13 protein-coding genes and 1 pseudogene are annotated in these 20,763 nt (G+C 69.3%); 6 read left to right on the top strand and 8 right to left on the bottom strand.

Annotated features, from left to right (window positions below; all coding sequences use genetic code 11):
- Together D7W82_RS42405 and D7W82_RS42400 are read left to right on the top strand one after the other, a co-directional pair.
- Positions 1–228: WD40 repeat domain-containing protein (locus D7W82_RS42405; protein WP_304988748.1), on the top strand; the 228-nt coding region annotated here is incomplete at its 5' end.
- The gene (locus D7W82_RS42400; protein WP_370451078.1) at positions 132–806 is read left to right on the top strand and encodes a WD40 repeat domain-containing protein; all 675 of its coding nucleotides are present in this window, start codon (positions 132–134) and stop codon (positions 804–806) included. The genes D7W82_RS42405 and D7W82_RS42400, both read left to right, overlap by 97 nt.
- A gap of 7 nt (positions 807–813) precedes the next feature.
- Here D7W82_RS42400 and D7W82_RS27805 read toward each other — a convergent pair whose 3' ends face one another.
- On the bottom strand, positions 814–1,965 hold the full coding sequence (locus D7W82_RS27805; RefSeq protein WP_233587971.1) for a hypothetical protein: 1,152 nt from the start codon (positions 1,963–1,965) through the stop codon (positions 814–816).
- A 576-nt stretch (positions 1,966–2,541) separates the two neighbouring features.
- Positions 2,542–2,655 (bottom strand): annotated as a pseudogene (locus tag D7W82_RS42600) (helix-turn-helix domain-containing protein); the annotation flags it as partial.
- Between the two features lie 486 nt (positions 2,656–3,141).
- Between D7W82_RS42600 and D7W82_RS27795 the strand changes: the two are divergent.
- Both D7W82_RS27795 and D7W82_RS42215 read left to right on the top strand, forming a co-directional pair.
- On the top strand, positions 3,142–3,867 hold the full coding sequence (locus tag D7W82_RS27795; RefSeq protein WP_158617740.1) for an ABC transporter transmembrane domain-containing protein: 726 nt from the start codon (positions 3,142–3,144) through the stop codon (positions 3,865–3,867).
- 107 nt (positions 3,868–3,974) lie between these two features.
- Complete coding sequence (locus tag D7W82_RS42215) at positions 3,975–4,742, top strand: ATP-binding cassette domain-containing protein (RefSeq protein ID WP_158617739.1); 768 nt, start codon at positions 3,975–3,977, stop codon at positions 4,740–4,742.
- Position 4,743: 1 nt separating this feature from the next.
- On the opposite strand, the gene D7W82_RS27785 is transcribed toward D7W82_RS42215, so the two are convergent.
- Positions 4,744–5,394 (bottom strand): glycosyltransferase, encoded by a 651-nt coding sequence (locus D7W82_RS27785; protein WP_120621237.1) that lies wholly within the window; start codon positions 5,392–5,394, stop codon positions 4,744–4,746.
- 1,231 nt (positions 5,395–6,625) lie between these two features.
- Between D7W82_RS27785 and D7W82_RS27775 the strand changes: the two genes are divergently transcribed.
- Both D7W82_RS27775 and D7W82_RS27770 read left to right on the top strand, forming a co-directional pair.
- Positions 6,626–7,927 carry a serine protease gene (locus D7W82_RS27775; RefSeq protein ID WP_120621235.1) on the top strand — a complete coding sequence of 434 codons (1,302 nt, stop codon included), beginning with the start codon at positions 6,626–6,628 and terminating at the stop codon, positions 7,925–7,927.
- A gap of 229 nt (positions 7,928–8,156) precedes the next feature.
- Positions 8,157–11,729 (top strand): hypothetical protein, encoded by a 3,573-nt coding sequence (locus D7W82_RS27770; RefSeq protein WP_120621234.1) that lies wholly within the window; start codon positions 8,157–8,159, stop codon positions 11,727–11,729.
- Here the strand turns inward: D7W82_RS27770 and D7W82_RS40185 are convergent.
- From D7W82_RS40185 to D7W82_RS27750, 5 genes are all read right to left on the bottom strand, one after another.
- A complete protein-coding gene (locus tag D7W82_RS40185) occupies positions 11,662–12,363 on the bottom strand; it encodes a hypothetical protein (protein WP_147439582.1) in 702 nt (233 codons plus the stop codon). The genes D7W82_RS27770 and D7W82_RS40185 overlap by 68 nt on opposite strands.
- 102 nt (positions 12,364–12,465) lie before the next feature.
- A complete protein-coding gene (locus tag D7W82_RS27765; protein WP_158617738.1) occupies positions 12,466–13,830 on the bottom strand; it encodes a polysaccharide deacetylase family protein in 1,365 nt (454 codons plus the stop codon).
- Between the two features lie 152 nt (positions 13,831–13,982).
- Entirely contained in the window at positions 13,983–15,326 is a 1,344-nt protein-coding gene (locus D7W82_RS27760) for a nicotinate phosphoribosyltransferase (protein WP_120621232.1), read from the bottom strand.
- Between the two features lie 160 nt (positions 15,327–15,486).
- On the bottom strand, positions 15,487–17,751 hold the full coding sequence (locus tag D7W82_RS27755) for a kelch repeat-containing protein (RefSeq protein ID WP_120621231.1): 2,265 nt from the start codon (positions 17,749–17,751) through the stop codon (positions 15,487–15,489).
- 438 nt (positions 17,752–18,189) lie between these two features.
- The gene (locus tag D7W82_RS27750) at positions 18,190–20,541 is read right to left on the bottom strand and encodes a kelch repeat-containing protein (RefSeq protein ID WP_120621230.1); all 2,352 of its coding nucleotides are present in this window, start codon (positions 20,539–20,541) and stop codon (positions 18,190–18,192) included.
- Positions 20,542–20,763: the final 222 nt, after the last annotated feature.

The following is a 20,763-nucleotide window of genomic DNA, read 5'->3' as shown; positions in this document are numbered from 1 at the left end:
CGGGTGTGGCGAGCGGACGGGACGGGCGAGCCGGTGGTGTTGCGGGGGGACGAGCGGCCGGTCCCTTCCGCCGCGTTCAGCCCGGATGGGGAGCGGGTGGTGACGGCATCCTGGGACGGGACGGCGCGGGTGTGGCGAGCGGACGGGACGGGCATGCCGGTGGTGCTGCGGGGGCACGAGGGCCGGTCACTTCCGCCGCGTTCAGCCCGGATGGGGAGCGGGTGGTGACGGCATCGGTGGATGGGACGGCGCGGGTGTGGCGAGCGGACGGGACGGGCATGCCGGTGGTGCTGCGGGGACACACGGATGAAATTAAGTCCGCCGCGTTCAGCCCGGATGGGGAGCGGGTGGTGACGGCATCCTGGGACGGGACGGCGCGGGTGTGGCGAGCGGACGGGACGGGCATGCCGGTGGTGCTGCGGGGACACACGGAGGGAATTACTTCCGCCGCGTTCAGCCCGGATGGGGAGCGGGTGGTGACGGCTTCAGTGGATGGGACGGCGCGGGTGTGGCGAGCGGACGGGAAGGACGAGCCAGTGGTGTTGCGGGGGGCCGAGAAGGGGATCTTGTCCGCCGCGTTCAGCCCGGATGGGCAATGGGTGGTCACTGTCTCGACTAGAACCGCGAGAATCTGGCCTGTGACTGTTGCATCCATTCAGCAGGCGCTTCGGGAGGACAGCACGAAATGTCTCACCCCCGAACTGCGCAAAACCTATCTCTACGAGGTCGAGAAAAAGGCTCAGAAGAACTACGAGGCTTGTGAACGCTCTTTCGGACGCACCCCACAGCCCGCTCCAGCGAGCTGAGCCGCCGTCACGCGGGGGTGCGCCGCAATGCTAGGCGTGCCGCCGGGTCTCCGAGCAGGATGTAGCCCCGGAGGTCATTGCGCAGCATCCAGCGATGGCCAAGGCTCCGGGGCTCGACCGGGTCGGGCTGGCCGAAGGTGAGCGCCTCCTGCCGGGCTTGGTAGTCCGCCATCAGACTCTCGTTCACGTCCCGGTAAAAGCGCATCAGGGCATCGAGCGCGACGCCCGCACGGCTGCCGTTCGCCAGGACCTCGAGCGCCGAGGTGATGCGTGAGGCGCGGCTCCGGTAGACGTCGGTGGGCTCCACGTACCCGTACGTCCAGGCGAGGTCGCTGTGGCCGATGATGGCCAGCGGGCCCTGCGGGTTGGCCAGCAGGGCCTGGGGAAGCGCGGCCAGGAAGGGCCGCTCTCCTGACTTGGGTATGCTCTTCAGCACGGCCTCGGGCCGCCCCGCGTAGGCCTGCTCCCGAGCGAGGAGCTCCAACCACGCCTGGAACGCACTCCGAGGTGGCGTGGCCGCTCCGAAACAGGCCACGCAGAACCACATTCCTCCTGGGAGGAAGGGAGTACTTCGCAGCGCGTCCCCGGTGAGGCACTGGCCGGCGGCTATCTTGAGCGCACCCTGCATCGCCCGCTGCTCCTCGACGGACGCCCAGCCCCGCTTCGGCTGCCCGAGTCCGTGGGTGATCGAGAGCATCACCCCTGAGCGGGCCTCGCTCGCCGCGCGCAGGAGCCCCTCCGAGCCCGCGTTGTCATACGGGAGGGGCTGAAGGCGCATCGCAGGGTGCTTGGGTTTCCACTGCTTCTCCATCACGTCCCGGCAAGGCTCCATCAGGAGTTGATGGCCCAGCGTGGTGGCCGCGGAGCCGTCCTGCGCGGTGTAGAGCAGGACATCGGGTGCCTCGGGCGTTTCGGCACTTGTCTCGGAGGCCAGCACTTTGTGGGCGTAGGCGGTATAGCCCGCGAGTTCCGGTGAGCCCGAGGGCCGGGCGCAATGGAGCCGCCCCACGAAGGCGCTGTGGGCGAGCACGTGCTGGAACTCGATGGAGATGTGGTGCAGGTCGCCGAGCAGAAGCAGGTACCTCGGCCGTTCCTCCTGGGGAACGTCCTCGGCCCGGTACACCTGGTCCCGCCACTTCACAGACGCGGCGGCGTCCATGTTCGGGGGAACCCTGTAGGTCCGCACCGGCGCCCCCTGCTCCTTCTCGCGGTGCTGGATCAGGGGGGTGATGGCCCGGAGGAACGCCTCGCCCTCATCTCCCTCTGAAGCGATGATCCCCCAGCGCTGCGCTGGCAGGTCATTCGGTGAGGCATCTGGCCGCTCCCAGGAGAGCGCCTCGGTACGGCGTGGGAGCTGCGTGGGTTTCGGTGCGTTTGAGGCAGCGTCAGGAGCGAGCCCAGCATCCAGCACGGGCTGGTGGTCATCGGCACTGGCCAGGAGGAGGTGGAGCGCCTCTTCGGGCGCGTGCCGCGATTCCCGTTCCAGTGTGCTCATGCGCTATCTCCCCCGCGCTCTGCTCGTGCCGCGAGAAGCATCAACGCGGTGAACGGTCTGGGCGCGCAAGCCCGGTGGCTGTCATTCATTGTGGGAACGATAGTGTGTGAGCAGCCGCAGTGCAGGCCCCTGCGGCGTGGCGTGCAACACGGTGCGGCGCTACCTGCGCGGAGGGAGCGAGGCAGACAAGCGTTGGGTGCAGGCACGATCATCTCCTGGATTACCCCGCCGCTACGGCAGCTATTCTGTGTGATCCCGCAGGAATTGCTCCAAGGCTTCCGCCCTGACCCGAATCGCGTTGGAGATGCGAGCGTGGGGCAGTGCGCCCTGCTCGCACAGCCGGTACACGGTGGCCCGGCATACCCCCCAGCTGCTTCGCGACCTGCCAGATGGTCAGCAGCCGGCCGGAACCTGAGGCTACCGACGCCACCGGGGCGAGGCCCAGCAGCAAACTAGCAGCAAAAATCTTGGTGTTCTGGGGTACTGGATGGGAGGGTCTGATAGCCCCAGTCGAAGAAACCCGGGTATTTACGAGAGGTTGTGAAGGGCTGGTAACCGCTGGACGGCCCCCGGGGTTCCTTGGGGGGCAAGTGTTCGCAGGTTCAGAGCCTGTCGCCCTGACCATTGAAGGCCCTGGAGTTCTCGGTGTGAGCCGGTGAGTCCAGGGCTTTGGGCCGCGTCTCAGACCAGCGAATCCAGCAAACTGCGGCAGGCTTGAAGAACTCATGTAGAGTTCTTCACTGAATCCGGTGCAGGCCCTCGCGTCCGAGGAGTGCCGGGCCTGCGACCCATGAAATTCCTCGCCCTCCTGTTCCGGACGTCCCCGCGTCGCTCATCCTGGTGACGGTTTTCGGGCTCCTCTCGGGCGCCAGCAACGCGGGGCTCATCGCGCTGATCAACCACGCGCTCGCGTCCCAGCTGCAGGTGAGCTCGGCGGTGGCCCTGGGTTTCGTGGTGCTCGGCGTGCTGACGCTGCTGTTGCGCTACGGGACGCAGGCCCTGGTCAACAAGCTCAACGGGGACGCGCTCTTCGACATGCGCATGCGGCTGGCCCGTCAGGTCGTCGCCACGCCGCTGCGGCGCTTGGAGGAGCAGGGCATTCCCAACGTGATGACGGTCCTCACGGAGGACCTCTTCGTCATCAGCACCGCGTTGGGCGTGTTGCCGCGCTTCCTCACCAACATCGCCATCGCGCTGGGCTGCTGCGTCTACCTGGCGTGGCTGTCCTGGCAACTGCTCGTCGGCCTGTTGCTCGTCATCGCGCTGAGCGTGGTGGGCTACCGGCTCCTGGCCCGGAGCGCCATCCTGGATCTCCAGCGCACTCGGGAGCACCAGGGGGCGCTGTACAAGCAGCTTCGCGGCCTCACGGAGGGCATCAAGGAGCTGAAGCTGCACCAGGAGCGGCGCGCCGCGTTCCTCACGGAGGAGGTGGAGGCGACGTCCTCGCTCGTGCGCGCGCTGCAGATCCGGATCGGCAACGTCTTCGCGGCGACGGGGAGCCTGGGGATGCTCCTGTCCTTCGCCTTCGTGGGGGCGCTCATCTTCGTGATGCCGGGCCTGGGCTAGGTGCAGCCGTCGGTGCTGGTGGGGTACTGCATCGCGGCGCTCTACCTCCAGCAGCCGCTCCAGTCCGTCATGGAGACGCTGCCCATCCTGAGCCGCGGGGATGTGTCGTGGACGAAGGTCCACCAGCTGGGGCTGACGCTCGACTCCCTGGGCTCCGATGCACCCTCGCTTCCCGAACGGGGACACCGCTCGACGTTCCAGACGGTCGAGCTCGTGGGCGTCACCCACACCTACTACCGCGAGGAATCCGACGGGCACTTCGTGGTGGGGCCCATCCATCTGCGCATGCACGCCGGGGAGCTGATCTTCCTCGTGGGCGGCAAAGGCAGCGGGAAGACCACGCGGCCAAGCTGCTCACGGGGCTGTACCAGCCCGAGGGCGGGCAGATCGTCGTGGACGGCCAGCCCATCACGGAGCAGACGCAGGAGTCCTACCGGCAGTTGTTCTCCGCCGTGTTCTCGGACTTCTACCTGTTCGAACGGCTGCTGGGGCTCGTCGGAGAGGGCACCGCCTCGCAGGTGCAGCACTACCTGTCGCTGCTCCAGTTGTCGCGGAAGGTCCGGATCGACGGCGGCGTCCTCTCCACCACCGAGCTGTCACTGGGGCAGCGCAAGCGTCTGGCGCTCCTCACCGCCTACCTGGAAGACCGCCCCATCTACCTCTTCGACGAGTGGGCGGCGGATCAGGACCCCGCGTTCAAGGCCGTGTTCTTCACGGAGCTCCTTCCGGAGCTGAAGCGCAAGGGCAAGACCGTGGTGGTCATCTCCCACGATGACCGTTACTTCGGCGTCGCTGACCGCGTCCTGCGGCTCGACGCCGGGAAGCTGGTCGCTCCCGCCGAGTCCGCCCCGGCCCTGCAGGAGCGCGCCTCCTGACTCAGGCCGCGAGCCGCTGCTCTTGGATCAGCTGCTCGAGCGTCACCGCGCCGCGGCTGGCGGCATCGGCATCCTGAAAAGTCCGCTGCATGGCCCGGGTCCGGTCCTGGAACGCAGGGGTGCCGAGGAGCTGATCCAGCTGCGCGTCCACCTGTTCCGCCGAGACCTCTCGGATGTTCCCCCTCAGTCCGAGCCCATGGTGGACGACGCGCGCGGCGTTGCCCGGCTGGTCGAACATGAGCGGATACACGAGCATCGGTACGCCCAGACAGATGCATTCCTTCACGCTGTTGAGCCCGCCATGGGTGATCATCAGCGACGCCTGTTTCAACACAGTGAGCTGGGGAACCCAGTCCACCACCGTGACATTGGGGGGCAGCGGGCCGAAGGCGTCCGTCCGCAACTGCTTGCCCACGGCCATGAGCAGCCGGAGCCGGGGCCTGCGCGCGACGGCGGAGATGACGGACTGGAAGAAGGCCTGGTGTCCGCGCAGCCGGTCGCCATGGCTCCCCAGTGAGCACAGGATGAGCGGCGAATCGTCCTGGAGCGGCTCCAGGCGCAGCGGAGGCTCCGCCCGGTCGAGATCCACGCACGGCCCCAGGTAGTGGACGTCCGCGGCCGAGCGGCGGAAGTCGAACTCCGGCGCGCTCATCACCAGCGTGGGGACCTGGAAGTGCGGGCCGATCTGCAGATGGGTGTTGAAGCTGGCGCGTCTTGCGCACGGCCACGAGCTGCGCCGGGCCCCCGTCGAACTCCGCCGGGTCGAGCACGGACCCCACGGCGAGGACGAGCTGCCAGTGTGGCCGCAGCGCCGCCGCCTCGCTCACCGCCTTCATCACCTGACGGGCCAGGCCGGATGAGGCCAGCGTGCCCAGCGAGAAGAAGATGAGGGGCTGGCCCTTCTTCAGCCGCTCCCAGGAAAACGCCGGCTCCTGGCGCTCCAGATCGATGGAGGGGCCCAGGTGGAGCACCGGCTCGCGCCCGGCCGGCATGTCCGGCATGGTGAACTCCCTGGGGAAGAGCACCACGTCCCGCAGCAGGGGGAGCTGGAAGGGGGGAAGTCCACGGGCTCCATCGGGCAGCCATGCTTGAGCGCGAGCCGCCGGTGGAACTCCTGGAAGCGGGGCACCAGGCCCGCGCGCGAGCATGACCTCGAGCGGACGCAGCACGGGCGTGAGCGCGCTGATGAGAGGCTTGCCGTTGCTCGTCGGCAGCAGGTGCGACAGGTGCTGGGGGAGGCTCAGGGTGGTGTTCAGCCGCGCCACGGCGACGCCATGGCCATGGCACACGATGGGCAGATCCATCACCCGGTCATCGCAGAGGACGAGGTCCGGGCGGAGGGCCTCCAGAAGCCTGTCGTATTCACCGTCCAGGGTGGCCTGGAGCACGGCATTGCGGCGCTGGATGTGGTCCCGCGCGAGTTCGCGCAGCTCCCTGCCGCGCGAATGGGATGCCCTCGCCGTCATCTCCGCCACCAGGCCCTTGGGAAAGAGGGACGTGAAGACAGGGATGAGCTCGAAGCCCTCGGCCTGGAGCGAGGACTCGACATCCGGCAGGGAGCAGTAGACCACCCGGTGTCCGCGAGCCCGGAGCGTCTTCGCCAGCTTCAGCGTGGAGGTGAGATGCCCTGCGAGCGGAAGCGGAGCGTGGCCATACGGCCTCCAAAGTGCCCCGGCTGGAGTCCCCCGGAAAGCGGTGTGAGTCTACAGCGAGTGACGGCGCGCCGACGGCCTTTGGACGGTCCATGGCTGCTTTGCTGGAAATTCCTGGACGACGGTGAGTGCTCTATAAGTGAGCCTTGCGGAGAGTGCGTGTTTGGCGCGAGCATGCGGCCCGCTGCTCGCCCTGGCGGGCGGTGCTCACCCTCAAGGAGTGTTCAGCACATGCGAATCCCCCGGACTTCCGGCCGTAGGACGCTGCTTGGAACGCTGCTGTGTACCCTTTCCCTCGTGGCCTGTGGTCCGGCCCCCGAGGCCGAGTCCACCGACAACGCTCCCCTGGGCACGGAGAAGCAGCCCGTCGTCTACGGGACCGACAACCGCACGGACGTGTACGCGCACGCGAACGCCACGCTGCGCGCCCGCGCTGAGCAGTCCACCGTCGCGCTGATGAACCCTTCGGACTTCAACGCGACCAACCCCGACGACGTCACCTTCAACGCGTCCACGCTGCGCTCCGCGTACAACCTCTGCACCTCCGAGCGCTTCCTGGACGACCTGACCCCGGCCTTCTGCTCCGGCACGCTCATCGACGATGACCTGGTGCTCACGGCGGGCCACTGCATCACCAGCGCGTCGGCCTGCGCCAGCACGCGCTTCGTCTTCAACTTCTACCGCACCGCCGCCGGCTCCATGCAGAAGGTGACGACCGCGGACATCTTCTCCTGCCAGGCGATTGTCGCGCGCCAGCAGGGCACGGTGGGCGGTCGCAACCTGGACTTCGCCGTCGTCCGGTTGGACCGGCCGGCCACCCCGCGCTTCACGCCCGCCCCCATTCGCTCGGGCAACGCCGCGCTGCCCGTGGGCACCAACGTGACGGTCATCGGCTCGGGCAGCGGCATTCCCTTCAAGATCGACTCGGGCGGCTCGGTGCGTGACGCGCGCGCGGGCACGCTGGACTACTTCGTGGGCACCACGGACACGTTCGGCGGCAACTCGGGCTCGGGCGTGTACGAGAACAACGGCTACACGGTGGCCGGCATCCTGGTGCGCGGCGAGACCGACTACAAGTCCAACGGGAGCTGCAACGTCGTCAACACCTGCACGGAGACGGGCTGCCGCGGCGAGGACATCACCTACGTCCGGCCGGCCATCGACGAGTACTGCGGCGTGGCGACCAGCACGCGCCTGTGCGCGGGCTACCCGCCGCCCCCCACGCCGGTGACGTTCACCTTCACCGCCACCAACACCAACAGCGCCAACCAGAACACCGTCAACCGCAACGTCACCCTGGCCGCCGGGCAGACCCTCAAGTTCGGCACCTGCACGGTGCCGGGCGCCTCCGGCACGGGTGATACGTACCTGCGCCTGTACAACGGAACCACCCAGGTCGCCTCGAACGACGACGCCTGCGGCACGCTGTCCTACGCGAGCTTCAAGGCCACGACGGCGGGCACCTACCAGATCCGCGTCGGCTGCTACTCCAGCGGGAGCTGCAGCGGCACGGTGGCGTACACCATCCAGTAGTCCCTGAAGGACGGCTCCCGGCCGAATGAAGGCCCTGGCGTTTCCGGTGCAAGCCGGTGACTCCAGGGCCTTTGTTTTCTGGGGCTCCCTGACTCAGGACCTGCCGTCACGTCGACCTCGTGGGGTGCGGTTCGCGGAGGCGGAACGGAGCAAGCGGGCGGGGGGCACGCTGTTCGTTGATTGCGCGGGGCAGGTCCAGGAGCAAGTCATGGCTGGAGGGGGAACCGCCATGGGGACGCGTAAGCAACGGGAGGAGGCGGCCGGTCTGGGCATCGAAGGGCTCGTGGCGTTGGAGCTGAAAGCCATAGAGCGGCGGCCCGGGCGGGCGCAGGGAGGCGCGGCTCCCTCGGACGGAAGGATCGCGTGGGAGCCGACCGTGCGGCCGGATGGGGATTCAGCGCCGACGTGGATCGAGCATCCCCATGACGACCTCTTCGGGCTCGCGCTCTCCGGAGGTGGTATCCGCAGCGCCACCTTCAATCTGGGACTGCTGCAGGGGCTGGAGAAGTTGAAGCTGCTCGGCGTGTTCCATTACCTCTCGACCGTGTCGGGCGGTGGGTACGTCGGGAGCTTCTGGACGGCGTGGCGTGCGCGGGCTGGACTTCGCGCCGACCCGGGCGCTGAGCCCCATCCGCTGAAGGAGCCTCCCGCCTTCCCGGACTCGCCGTCGACGCTGGGCCTGGCGGAGCCGGACCCCGTCCACCACCTGCGCCTGTTCAGCAACTTCCTGCGCCCCCGGCCCGGGCTGCTGAATTCGGACTCGGGCAGGATGGTGTCGTCGGTGGTGAACGCCACCATCCCTTCGCTCCTGGCGACGCTCGCGCTCCTGACGCTGGGCGTCCTGGGCTGGGAGTTCCTTGCGCGCGGGATCATGACCGGCGATCGGGGTCTCGTGCTCCTGGCCGTGCTGACGTCCGTGGAGTTGTTGGTGGGCGAAGTGGCCTGGCGAGGGTTGGAGGTGAGCGGCGACCGCGACTCGCGCTCGTTGGAGGGCTCCTGGGCCTATGTCCTGGCGGCGCTCTTTGCCGTCGGCATGACGCTCGGGCTCGAATGGCTCTTTGCGCGCGGCCACGCAGGGGCCCTGATGGCCATGTCCAACATGTTGGGCTGGCGGCGCATGCAGACCCTGGCCCCGCCTTCCGGGCCCATGCTCCGGGCCTTGTTCAGCCCCGCGGCGGTGTGGATGGCCAGCGCGGGCGCGCTCGTCCTGCTGCGCTTCCTCTTCTCGCGCCTGGGCCGGAGCACGCAGCAGCCCGCCTGGACGTACGCGTTCGGCCGGGTCATCAGCCGGCTGTTCCTGCTCGCGGCGCTCTGGGCGGGCATCGCGTTGTGCTGGCTGGGCGGTGCCTGGATCGGCGAGGACTGGTTCCACTCCGTGGGGGTCCAGTCCCTGTTCGTCGCGGGGGGGCCCGTTCTCGCCGGTTTCCTCATGGCGGTGCTCACGCGCTTGCAGAAGCGCTTCACCCTTGAGCCGAGCCGTCCCAGTGTGCCCGGCAAGCGGGCGCGCGCGCGGCCGGTGGCGATCCCGCTGCTCTCCGCGGTCGTCGTGGTGCTGTTCCTCATTGGCGTCATGGCCCTGGTCTCCCATGCACGGACGCAGGGGCAGCTCCTGCCGCTGTTCCTGCTGGCCGCTGGAATCACCGTCGCGACGCTCTTCTGCTTCGACACCACCCGGATGGGGCTGCACCACTTCTACCGGTCGAGGCTCGCGCGCGCCTACCTGGGCGCGTCCCTCCCGGACTCGGGACGAGCGGAGCCCGCGAGCGAGCGCCGGACAGACGACCTCCCGCTGACGGCGCTAAACCATTCCGTTCCGGCCAGGCCGCTGCACCTCATCTGCTGCGCGGCCAATGACCTGCGGCCGAAGGACTCGATGCGCAACCTGGGGCGAGGTGCCCAGAGCGCCGTGCTCTCGGCCGTTGGGATGAGCGTGGCGCATGAAGCGGCGGGCTGGACGTCCGAGGGCACGAGCCGGCGTGAAGGAGGGGCGCCGTCGCTCGGCGCGGCCATGACCGCATCGGGCGCGGCCTTCAACTCGAACATGGGCGCCTACTCCAAGCGGCTCGGGGCGGCCTTCACCTTCCTCATGACCGCCTTCAACTTCCGCCTGGGGCTGTGGTGGCCCCACCCGACACGAGGCCGGGGGCATTACTTCGAGTGGGCCGTCGGGCTGCCCTTCTTCAAGGAGATGTTCGGGATGTCGCGAGCCCAGGGCCGCGACGTGCACCTCTCGGACGGCGGGCACTTCGAGAACCTGGCGCTCTACGAGCTGGTGCGCCGGCACTGCCGCTACATCCTCGTCTCCGACTGCGGGAGGGATCCGGACCTCGCGTTCGACGACTTCGGCAACGCCGTGCGGCGGGTGCGTGAGGACTTCGGCGTGGACATCCGCATCGACCTGTCACCGCTGCGCCCCGGTCCGGATGGATTGGCGCGCCAGCCGATGGTGGCCGGAGACATCCACTACCCGACGGGGGACACCGGGGTGCTGCTGATGATCCGGCCCACGCTGATGGGCAACGAGCCGGCGGACGTCACTCAGTACAAGACGCGCAACGCGGCCTTCCCGCATGAGTCGACCGGAGACCAGTTCTACGACGAGGCGCAGTGGGAGGCGTACCGGCGGTTGGGCGAGCACGAGGCCGAGCTGGCGTTCCAGCCCATCCTGCGGCAGCTCGACGTGAAGGTGGAGCACCCGGGGCAGGGCGCCCGCTTCTTCGCCCAGGCCCGCCGGGAGTGGCTCCCGCTTCCCGCCGGGTACTCGGAGCGCTTCGAGCGCTTCGCGTCGCGTGCGGCGGAGATCGACACGTTGCTGCATGCGTCGGGGGCGCATCGGCTCTTGCGAGAGGTGTTCGAGGAGGAGCAGTACCTGGAGGAACTGGTGCCCCTCGCGCGCTTGCGGCAGGGCGTCCCGGTGAGGCCCTCGCACTCACCCCGGCCTCGTGACATCACCCTGTCGCTCCAGGCCTGCCGGAGGGCCCTGCTCTTCATGGAGGAGGTCTTCCTCTGTGAAAAGCTCGACGAGACACACAACCATCCGGCCTACCTGGGGCTGATGAACTACTTCGCGCGCTGGACGCAAGCGCCGCTCTTCCGGCTGTGGTGGCCGCTCCTGAAGACGCTGTATCCGCAGCGATTCGCGCGCTTCCTCGAAGCGCAGTTCGACCTGACGTCCGGCCGGGACGGGGGCCATGTGGAGGATGTGGATGGGAAGCAACACCCCGGGCTGGCGATGTCCGCCTGGATGCAGAAGAAGCGCGTTCCGCCCATGGGGGACGGCGCGAGGCTGCTCTCCTTCAAGCACCCGGTCCGCTACGACGGCCAGCGATCACACGACATCCAGCTCGCACTCGTCCGCGCGCGGTGTGGTGAGGATGCGGCGGGTGGGCTGCTGGCCTGGGACGAAGGGGACTTCTTCGTCCCGCCCGGCTTCTGGGGCAATGGGATCGGAGAGGCCTTCCTGAACAGCCTGAACACGTGGGCCAAGGATCCAAAAAAAGGGGTGTCCCGGCTGGCGGTCCACATCCAGGGAGAGCAGCAGGCCTCCGCCGCGGAGAAGAAGCGGCAGGCGGATGCGGCCGTGCTCTATCGCTCCAGCGGCTTCAGTGCGCCGGACGAGGCCGAGCGGAAGAAGCTCTGCAGGTGGTGGAGCTTCTCTCGGTCCGCATCCCAGGACTGCGCGGATGGTGAATGCGCCTGCCTCTGGCTGGTGCGGGAGGTGCCGCCCGCAAACATCACGGAGCAGGGCCACCCGCATCACGCGGAGGCGTTGCACGACGAAGTGTCGAGCCACCTCTCCTGAGCGCGCCACGGCTCAAGGGAGACGTCAGACCCGCGGGTCCCTCCTGTCGAGCCCGCGGCGGCTTCTCGCGGTCCAACTGCCGCCGCAACCTGCGCAGCTCGCTCCGGCGGATGATCCGGGAGAACCTGCCGATCAGCCACCAGTACCGCCGGAAGCGTCTCCACGAGGCCGCGTCCGTCGCCGTCACCCGCAGCTCGACACCCAGCCACGCGCCGCCTGCTTCGCGTGGCTCCACCCGCACGTTCCAGGCGAGCTTGCCGAAGCCTGGCTCGCTGAATGCCGTGAAGTCCCCAGGCGTGACGCCCACGAAGTCGATGCTCGGTCGCCAGAAACGCCCGATGGCGCCGACCACCTGCTCGCGTCCGGTCTCCTCGCCCAGCAGGAGGAAGCCGTTTCCCGGCGCCACGATGTCATCGATCCGCATGTGCGGGGACCGCCGCACCGGTTTGCCACGAAGGCGCGCGAGGCTGCGCTCGGGGAGCAGCCGGAGTGCGAAGAGCCAGCGGATGAACGGGACGTCGTGCAGATCCATCGCTCGCATGGCTGCCCAGGCCCTCTCGGGGCTCGCGGCGGTGGCGACCCGGTCCACCTCGCGCAGCGCGCAGTCGGGCATGAACTGGTGGATGAGCGTCATGCCTTCATCAAATGCGCTTCGCGCCCCGGCTCGGCAAGCAGGGCAAGCAATCGAGGGTACGCACCCGCGGGGGCAAGAGCGCTTGGCGTTCCCCTCAGGAGCTCAGGGGACCGGCGGCGGTTCGGGTTCGAGCGGCGCGAAGGGACTCGGACCGAGGTCCTCGAGCCTGAAGTCATCCATCGTCAGCGTGCCGACGCGCTCCAGGGCCAGCCCCACACTCAATCCCAGGCCCGCGGATGGCGCGGCGGGCGTCGTCCACTCGGCGTAGCCGTAGGTGCCGCGCGTGGGCAGCAGCGCGCTCTGTGCCCACCACACCCAGCCGCCCGAGGCGTTGCGGTAGTACGCCTTGAAGAGGGGCGCGGCGGTGGCCTTGTACCAGGCGGAAACCCTGTAGCGGTGGCCCGAGGTGAGCGGCGGCGCGCACGATCCCAGATCCTGCAAGGAGATGAGCTTGCGATCCCCGCTGGAGTAGCTGGTGAGGCTCAAGCGCTGGGCCCAGCTTCCGGAATGGGCATCCGCGGTCCGCGACCAGCTGTAGGAGTTGGCGCCGTAGCCGCCGCGCTGCCAGCAGTCCGGTGTTCCGTCTCCGTTGCTGTCTGTCTCCAGGGACGGATTCGCCAGCAATTGTGTCGGAGGTGGCGTGCCCGCGTCGGGCAGCGGGGGCCCGTTGACGGGCGGCTTCACCGCGCCACCGATGACCTGATCCACTGTGCGCACGAACGTGCCTCGCGAAGCGCGCGCCGCGAGCCAGTCCAGGAAGGCCGTGAAGGTGGACACGTTGATGCCGTAGGTCTCGGACGCCGGACATGGCCCCGGGCAGATTTCGTGGAAGGCGATGGGCACCCAGCCACCGCCTGCGGACTCGGCGCGCAGCACCAGCCCCTGCAGGTCCGCCAGCGTCTGGGTTCTCTGGATGGAGCCGTGGTTGCGAATGGCGAAGGCGTCCTGCGGCGGAACGGTCTCCGCGTACGGGCAGCTCGTGCAGCTGTCCGGCGTCCGCAGGCCGCCAGACTCTCGCGCGGAGTTGTAGTTGCAGCCGATGACGACCTGCTCGGTGGTCGCGTCCCGGGCTCCGGACGGGTAGGCGAACGACGTCACCCTCAGCCCCGCGTTCATCAGGGCCACGCGGTCGTCACACACCTGCCGGCGCTGCGAGTCCACGTCCAGCGTGGGGAGCTGGACATGGGACACCGTGTGGCCGCCCACCTCGTGGCCAGCGGCCTGGAAACTCCGGAGCTGCGCAAGGGTCAGGTAGCCCGGAAGGCCAAGCCGCCCGCTGCTGACGAAGAAGGTCCCGCGCAGGCCGCGCGCCGCCAACAAGGATGCCGCGTTGACCTGGCTGGCCCTCGCGTCATCGAAGGTGAGCGAGACAACGAGCTGGCCGGGCTCCAGGACGAGGCGCGGCGACTGCTGCTCCAGCGCCTCTTCGGGCTCGGAAAGCGCGGCGCCCTGGCATGCCAGCGCCATCAAGAATGGAAACACAAACAATGCCAACCCGAACGCGCGGGCAGGCCGGGGGGAGCGGAGGAACGGGGGCATGGTGCCCGCCAAGGTGCGTGCTCTCCTCTCGCCGACAAGAGGCCCGGAAGCATGGCTCGGCTGCTCACGGGTGAGCGCAATCAGTGCGCTGGCAGTTGCTCGCGCAACCTGGCGACCACCTGCTCTTTCGCGGCGCTCAGCGCGGGACTCACGGCCACCGGATAGGGAGGCCGTGCCGGTTCCAACCCTCGCAGTTCCAGCGGCAGGCGCGTCAGCTCCTCCCGCGCGTGCATCCGGAGCGCCGTCAGCGGGGGAGAGGCGCCCTCCAGCCGCCGGCCCGCGTGCATTACCTGCCGCAGCAGGGGGCGCCCCGGCAGCACCTCGTCATGGCACGCGAGCATGTCCCGGCTCGCCACGCCGTCCCACTCCTCGCGAAACACCTGCTTGCGTCCGGGCAGCAGCACCTTGCCCGGTGACAGCTTGAGCCGCCCCCGGCCCGCGTACTCCACCAGCTTGTAGGCCATGTCCAACGCGGGCGCGTCCTCGGACACCCCCATGGCCGTGCCCACGCCGAAGGCGTCGATGGGGGCTTGATGCGCCAGCAGCCGCGCCACTTCGTCCTCGTCCAGCCCGCCGCTCGCGAAGATTCGCACGCGCTCCAGCCCCGCGGCGTCCAGCAGCGCACGGGTCTGGTGCGAGAGCGACGCCAGGTCCCCTGAATCCAGCCGCACCGCTTGCACGTGGAAGTCCGGCCCGAGCTCCTTCGCGAGCGCCACCACCTTCCGCACGCCGTCGAGCGTGTCGTACGTGTCCACCAGCAGCGTCGTCTCCGGGAAGCGGTGGACGTAGGCGCGGAAGGCGGCGAGCTCGTCGTCGTGCGCCTGGATGTAGCTGTGCGCCAGGGTGCCCGCGACGGGGATGCCGTAGCGCTGCGCGGCTTGAAGGTTGGACGTGGCGCTCACCCCGGCGACGTGGGCCGCGCGCGCCACCTTGAGGCCCGCGTCCTCGCCATGCATGCGTCGCACGCCGAAATCCACCACGGGCCGGCCACGCGCGGCCTCCACCACCCGCGCCGCCTTGGAGGCCGCCAGCGTCTGCAGGTGCACCTGGTTGATGAGATACGTCTCCACGAGCTGCGCCTCGGGCAGGGGGGCCACCACCTCCAGCAGCGGCTCCTGGCCAAAGACGGGGGTGCCCTCGGGCACGGCGTGAACGTCCCCGTTGAAGTGGAAGTGCTCCAGCCAGTCCAGCAGTTGCCGGGAGAAGCGCCCCAATGACTCCAGCCAGGCGAGCTCCCCGGGAGAGAAGCGGAGCGTCTCCAGATAGGTCAGGGCCTGCTCCAGGCCGCACGCCAGCAGGAAGTTCCGGCGCGTGGGCAGCCGGCGGACGAAGAGGCTGAAGGCCGCTTCCTCGTGGAGCCCCTCGGCGAGGTATGCGTCCACCATCGTGAGCTCATAGAGGTCCGTGAGGAGCGCCGGCACCATGGGTTTCCTCCCTTCCGCGCACCCTCATGAAGGTATTGCCGTGGACTGGGAGTGGAGCACCGGGACGGCGAACCGCGCCGTCCCGGTGTCCCCTCGGCATCCATTCAGCCCGCGCACCGCACTGCCGCGAGCACCCGCACCCGGTGATGCGTGGCGCGCCTCACGGCGTGTAGACCTCCGCGGACTCCGACTCCTCTTCGGTGTTGGGAGGTGTCCCGGCGATGAGCGCCCTGCCGTCGGCCAGCGCCGTCACCGTGTATCCAAGACGCGAGATGGCCGGCGCAGGGGCCATGCTCCACGTGCCCGAGCCCGGCTCATACAGCTCCGCCACCTCCGGGCCCACGACGAGCACCCTGCCATCCACCAGCCGCACCGCCGGGCCACCGATGGGTTCGAGCGGAGCACCCGTCAGGCTCCAGGTGTTCAGGAAGGGGTCATACAGCTGCGCCGTCCTGCCCGCTGTGATGAGCGCCTTGCCATCGCGCAGCACCACCGGCTGCTGGCCTCCCAGGGGCGCGAGCGGGGCGGGGGCCGGGCTCCAGGTTCGCGTGGCCGGGTCGTACAGCTCCGCCGCCGCGACTCCCGGGGCGAGCACCTTGCCCGTGGGCAGCAGCGACGCCGTGGAGAAGTGGGGTTCGGCCATGGCTCCCACCGGGCTCCAGGTGCCCGTGTTCGGGTCATACACCTCCGCGGACGTGAGGGAGCCGTTGATGTCCTCGCCTCCCGCGACGAGCACCTTGCCGTCCAGCAGCCGCGCCGCCAGGTGCCTGGAGCGGCCCTGGGCCATCGAGCCTGTCCGGGTCCAGGTGTTCGTGGCCGGGTCGTACAGCTCCGCCCCAGCGGAGAATCCCTCGACGCCCTCCAAGCCTTCGCCTCCCACGACGAGCACCTTGCCGTCCAGCAGCAGCGTCGCCGAGTGGAAGAGGCGGCGCGCGTTCATGGGGGCGCCCGCGCTCCAGGTGTTCGTGGCCGGGTGAAACAGCTCCGTCGTTTCGAGATAGAAGCTGCGTTTCTGGGCGCTTCCTCCCGCGATGAGCACCCTGCCGTCCTGAAGCAGCGTCGCGGTGTGGCCCCACCGGGGCCCGCCACCCATGGGGCCGGTCGGATCCCACTGCCCCACCAGGGCACAGTCCGGCAGCCCCTCCACCGTGAAGCTCCGGCTGACCGTGAGGTCGAAGGCATTCGTCACGGTGACGGTCACGGTTGGAGTCGTGCCCGGGCGGAGACACGCGGGCGCCGTCCAGGTGACGCGGCTGTGGGTGCCCACCTGCGTGGCAGCGCCTGTCGTGCCGACGCTGGAGTCCCAGGCGAAGCTGAGCGCGGAGCCCTCGGGGTCGCTGGCCACCACCTCATACGTGAGCACCTGGCCCGGGCTCGCCGTGTCCGAGGAGCGGTAGGAGCGGAGGATGACGGGCTCGAGGTGGTTGACGGGGGGAGTGCTGGTGACGCACAGGGCGACGGTGCCCGTGTTGTGCCCGCCGCGTCCGTCAGACACGGAGACACTCAGCCGGCAGTTGTTGCAGGCCTCGGCCGGCGCGAGCGAGGGCGTGAATCGAGCACTGCGGGTGGACGCATCGGTCCAGGTCCCCGCGCACGACGCGCTCCAGGCGTAGGCGAGGGTGTCCCCGTCCGGATCCGACGCCGTGACGGACACCGACGTCGGCTGCCCGACGACGAGCTGCGTGGGCGCGGCGTCGAGCGAGGACACCTCCGGTGCGCTGTTGAAGGAGATGGACAGCTCGGCCTCGCCTTCCCCTTCGGGCAGGACGTTGACGACCAGGATTGCGCTGGAAGCCAGGCCGCGCGAGTCGGTCACCGTGAGCGTCAGCGTCTGGATGCCGGTGGAGGTGGGCGCCGTCCACGAGGTGAAGCGCTCGGTCGTCGAGGCGAACGTGCCCGCGGTGGCGCTCCATGCGTAGCTGATGGTGTCCTCCGGGTTCGGGTCATGCGCGGAGGAGTACAGGGAGATGGTGCCTCCGGCCGCCACGGTGCTGGGGGAGGCCACCACGAACTCGATGACCGGCGCCTCGTTGTCGAAGGGCGGCGGAGGATTGAGCTGCTGGAGGGTGATGGCGACGAAGGTCGTCTGGTTGGCGAGGATGGAGACGCCGTCGGCGGAGCCGGAGAAGAGCAGGGCGCCGGAGGCGTCATAGGCGCGCGCGGCGAAGGCACGGCCGGTGCCGGCGGGGATGTTGCCGATGGTGCCGCCCCACACCCCATTCGTGGGCGCCAGATCCACCCAGACAGAAGGAATGTCCGGCCCGCCCGAGGCGACCGCCACACGGGCGATGGTGGATGAGAGGGATTGGGGCACCGAGACAGCGAACCGCGCCGTCCCGGTGTCCGTTGAGGTATCTCCACAGCCCGCGAACAGCGCCGCCGCGAGCGCCAGTATCAGATGAAGGCCTGCTCTTGCTCTTTTCATGGTCGTCCCCCTCGCCGCGAGCGTGAGGCTCGCGAAGCAGGCGCATGGGAAGCGGAAGCGCAGAGGCGGCCCACGCAGTCGTCACGTCCATTGACGACGAACCCATGCGCCTGCTGCATGCTGCCTCCCTGTGCCGGCGGCGTCCGGCAACAGGCGGGAAGGCTATGCATGGCGCCTCCGGTAGCGTCCCTCCCGGCAGTGGCGGCGCGCCCGCTGAGGCGTAACAGTCTGCTTGCGTGGGAGGGTGGGGCGGCGCGGGCCTTCAGGTCAGTGAAGGAGTGTCCTCTTCATTCCCGTGGGCAATCCCATCCGCGGAAGATGACGGACGCCTCCGCTTCCGGCCCATGCCCCCAGCGCGGTTGCAACGGCACCCTGGCCGTCACGCACCGGACTCCTGACCGTCCCGCCGTCTCGGAGGGACGGTCCAGCGCCGCGCGGTCAGGGGCGGTAGAGCTCCAGGCGCGGCGTGATGCTGGCGCCGGTCGAACTCCATGTCCCCAGGAATGGGCGGTACAGCTCCGCGCTCGTGAGATACCCACTGTTGTTGACGCCTCCCGCGACGAGGACCTGTCCGTTGGACAGCAGCGTCGCCGTGTGCCCGAAGCGAGGGGCGGGCATGGAGTCGGTCGGGCGCCACATGCCCGTGGCCGGGTCGTACAGCTCCGCCGTCGCGAGGAAATTGCCATCGATGTCCGCTCCCCCCGCGATCAGCACCTCCCCACTCCGCAGCAGCGTCGCCGTCGGCCCGAAGCGAGGCGCGGCCAGGGAACCGGTCGGGCTCCAGGTGCCCGAGGCCGGGTCGTACAACTCCGCCGTCCCAAGGTAATGGGCGTGGCTGTCGAAACCCACCGCGACGAGGACCTTGCCGCCGCTCAGGAGCGTCGCCGTGGCGCGGGAGCGGTCCTGGGCCATGGAGCCGGTGGAACTCCAGGTGCCCGTGGCCGGGTCGTACAGCTCCGCCGACGTCAGGTTGCCGCCATGGTTCGAGCCGCCCGAGACCAGGACCTTGCCGTTGAGCAGCAGCGTCGCGGTGTGGTTCTCGCGCGGCTCGGTCATGGGACCGGTCGGGCTCCAGGTGTTCGTGGCCGGGTCATACACCTCCGCCGACGCGAGATAGTCGGTGAAGGGTTCGAAGCCCCCCGCGACCAGGACCTTTCCGTCGGGCAGCAGCGTGGCGGTGTGGAACTCACGCGTCTTCACGACGGGGCCGGTCACGCTCCAGGCGCCCGTGGCCGGGTCGTACCGCTCCGCCGTCATGCCCCCCGTCACGAGCACGCTGCCGCCGGGCAGCAGCGTCGCCCGGTACAGAACGCGCGCCTCGTTCATGGAGCCGGTCGGGCTCCAGGCGCCCGTGGTGGAGTCATACAGCTCCGCCGTCTCGAAGCCGCTGCTCGTGTTCTCGCCCCCCGCGACGAGCACCTTGCCGTTGAGCAGCAACGTGGCCGTGGCGCCCCACCGGGCCGTGCTCATGGACCCCGTGGGGACCCAGCCCAGGGAACAGATGGGCAGCCCCGTCACCGGGAACCTTCGCGTGGCCGTGAGGTTGAAGGCATTGATGACGACGATGATCACGAAAGGGGGGGAGCTGGCACTGACGCAAGACGGGGCCGTCCAGGTGATGCGGCTGTGGGAGCCGTCCTCGGTGGGGGGGCCCAGCTCGCCGCCAGCGGCCCCCCAGGCGAAGGTCAGCGCGGAGCCCTGCGGGTCCATGGCCGCCACCTCGTAGGTGAGCTTCTGCCCCGGGATGGCCGTGTCCGAGGAGCGGTAGGAGCGGAGGATGACGGGCTCGAGGTGCTGGGCGGGAGGCGTGCTGGTGACGCACAGGGCGACGGTGCCCGTGTTGTGCCCGCCGCGTCCGTCGGACACGGAGACGCTCAGGCGGCAGTTGTTGCAGGCCTTGGCCGGCGCGAGCGAGGGCGTGAATCGAGCGGCGCTGGTGGACGCATCGGTCCAGGTCCCCGCGCACGACGCGCTCCAGGCGTAGGCGAGGGTGTCTCCGTCCGGATCCGACGCCGTCACGGACACCGACGTCGGCTGCCCGACGACGAGACGCGTGGGCGCGGCGTCGAGCGAGGACACCTCCGGTGCGCTGTTGAAGGAGATGGACAGCTCGGCCTCGCCTTCCCCTTCGGGCAGGACGTTGACGACCAGGAGCGCGCTGGAGGCCAGACCGCGCGAGTCCGTCACCGTGAGCGTCAGCGTCTGGATGCCGGTGGACGTGGGCGCCGTCCACGTGGTGGCTCGTTCGGAGGGCGAGGAGATGGAGCCTGCCGTGGCGCTCCACGTGTAGCTGATCGTGTCCTCCGGGTTCGGGTCGTGCGCGGAGGAGAACAGGGAGACAGTGCCTCCGGCCGCCACGGTGCTCGGGTTCGCCGCCACGAAGTCGATGATGGGTGCTTCGTTGTCGAAGGGTGGCGGCGGATTGACTTGCTGGAGGGTGATGGCGACGAGGGTCGTCTGGTTCGCGAGGATGGAGACGCCGTCGGCGGAGCCTGAGAAGAGCAGGGTGCCGGAGGCGTCATAGGCGCGCGCGGCGAAGGCACGGCCGGTGCCGGCGGGGATGTTGCCGATGGTGCCGCCCCACACCCCATTCGTGGGCGCCAGGTCCACCCAGACGGTGCGGATGTCCGGCCCGCCCGAAGCAACCGCCACGCGGGCGATGGTGGATGAGAGGGATTGAGGCGCCGAGACGGAGAACCGCGCCGTCCCGGTGTCCCCGGCCGTGGCTCCACAGCCCGCCAGCAGCGCCGCCGCGAGCGCCAGCATCAGGTGAAGGCCTGCTCTTTTCATGGTCGTCCCCCTCGCCGCGAGCGTGAGGCTCGCGAAGCAGTCGCAGCGGATGAGAGGACTTGGGACGGAGCGCGAGAAGGATCATCCTGCTTGCGATGGATTCGACTATCCAGGATGGAAGGCATTGCCGCCTATGACCCGGACAGGTGGCTCACCGTCCTTTGTCTGACGGCCGGGGCGGTGCGCCCGCAGGGGCATGACAGTCTGCTTGCGGGGGAGGGT

This window comes from Corallococcus sp. CA049B (genome assembly GCF_003611685.1).
In the GTDB taxonomy this organism is placed as follows: domain Bacteria; phylum Myxococcota; class Myxococcia; order Myxococcales; family Myxococcaceae; genus Corallococcus; species Corallococcus coralloides.
Note: the sequence above shows the minus strand (reverse complement) of the source record. Positions and strands in the feature narration are given on the sequence as shown.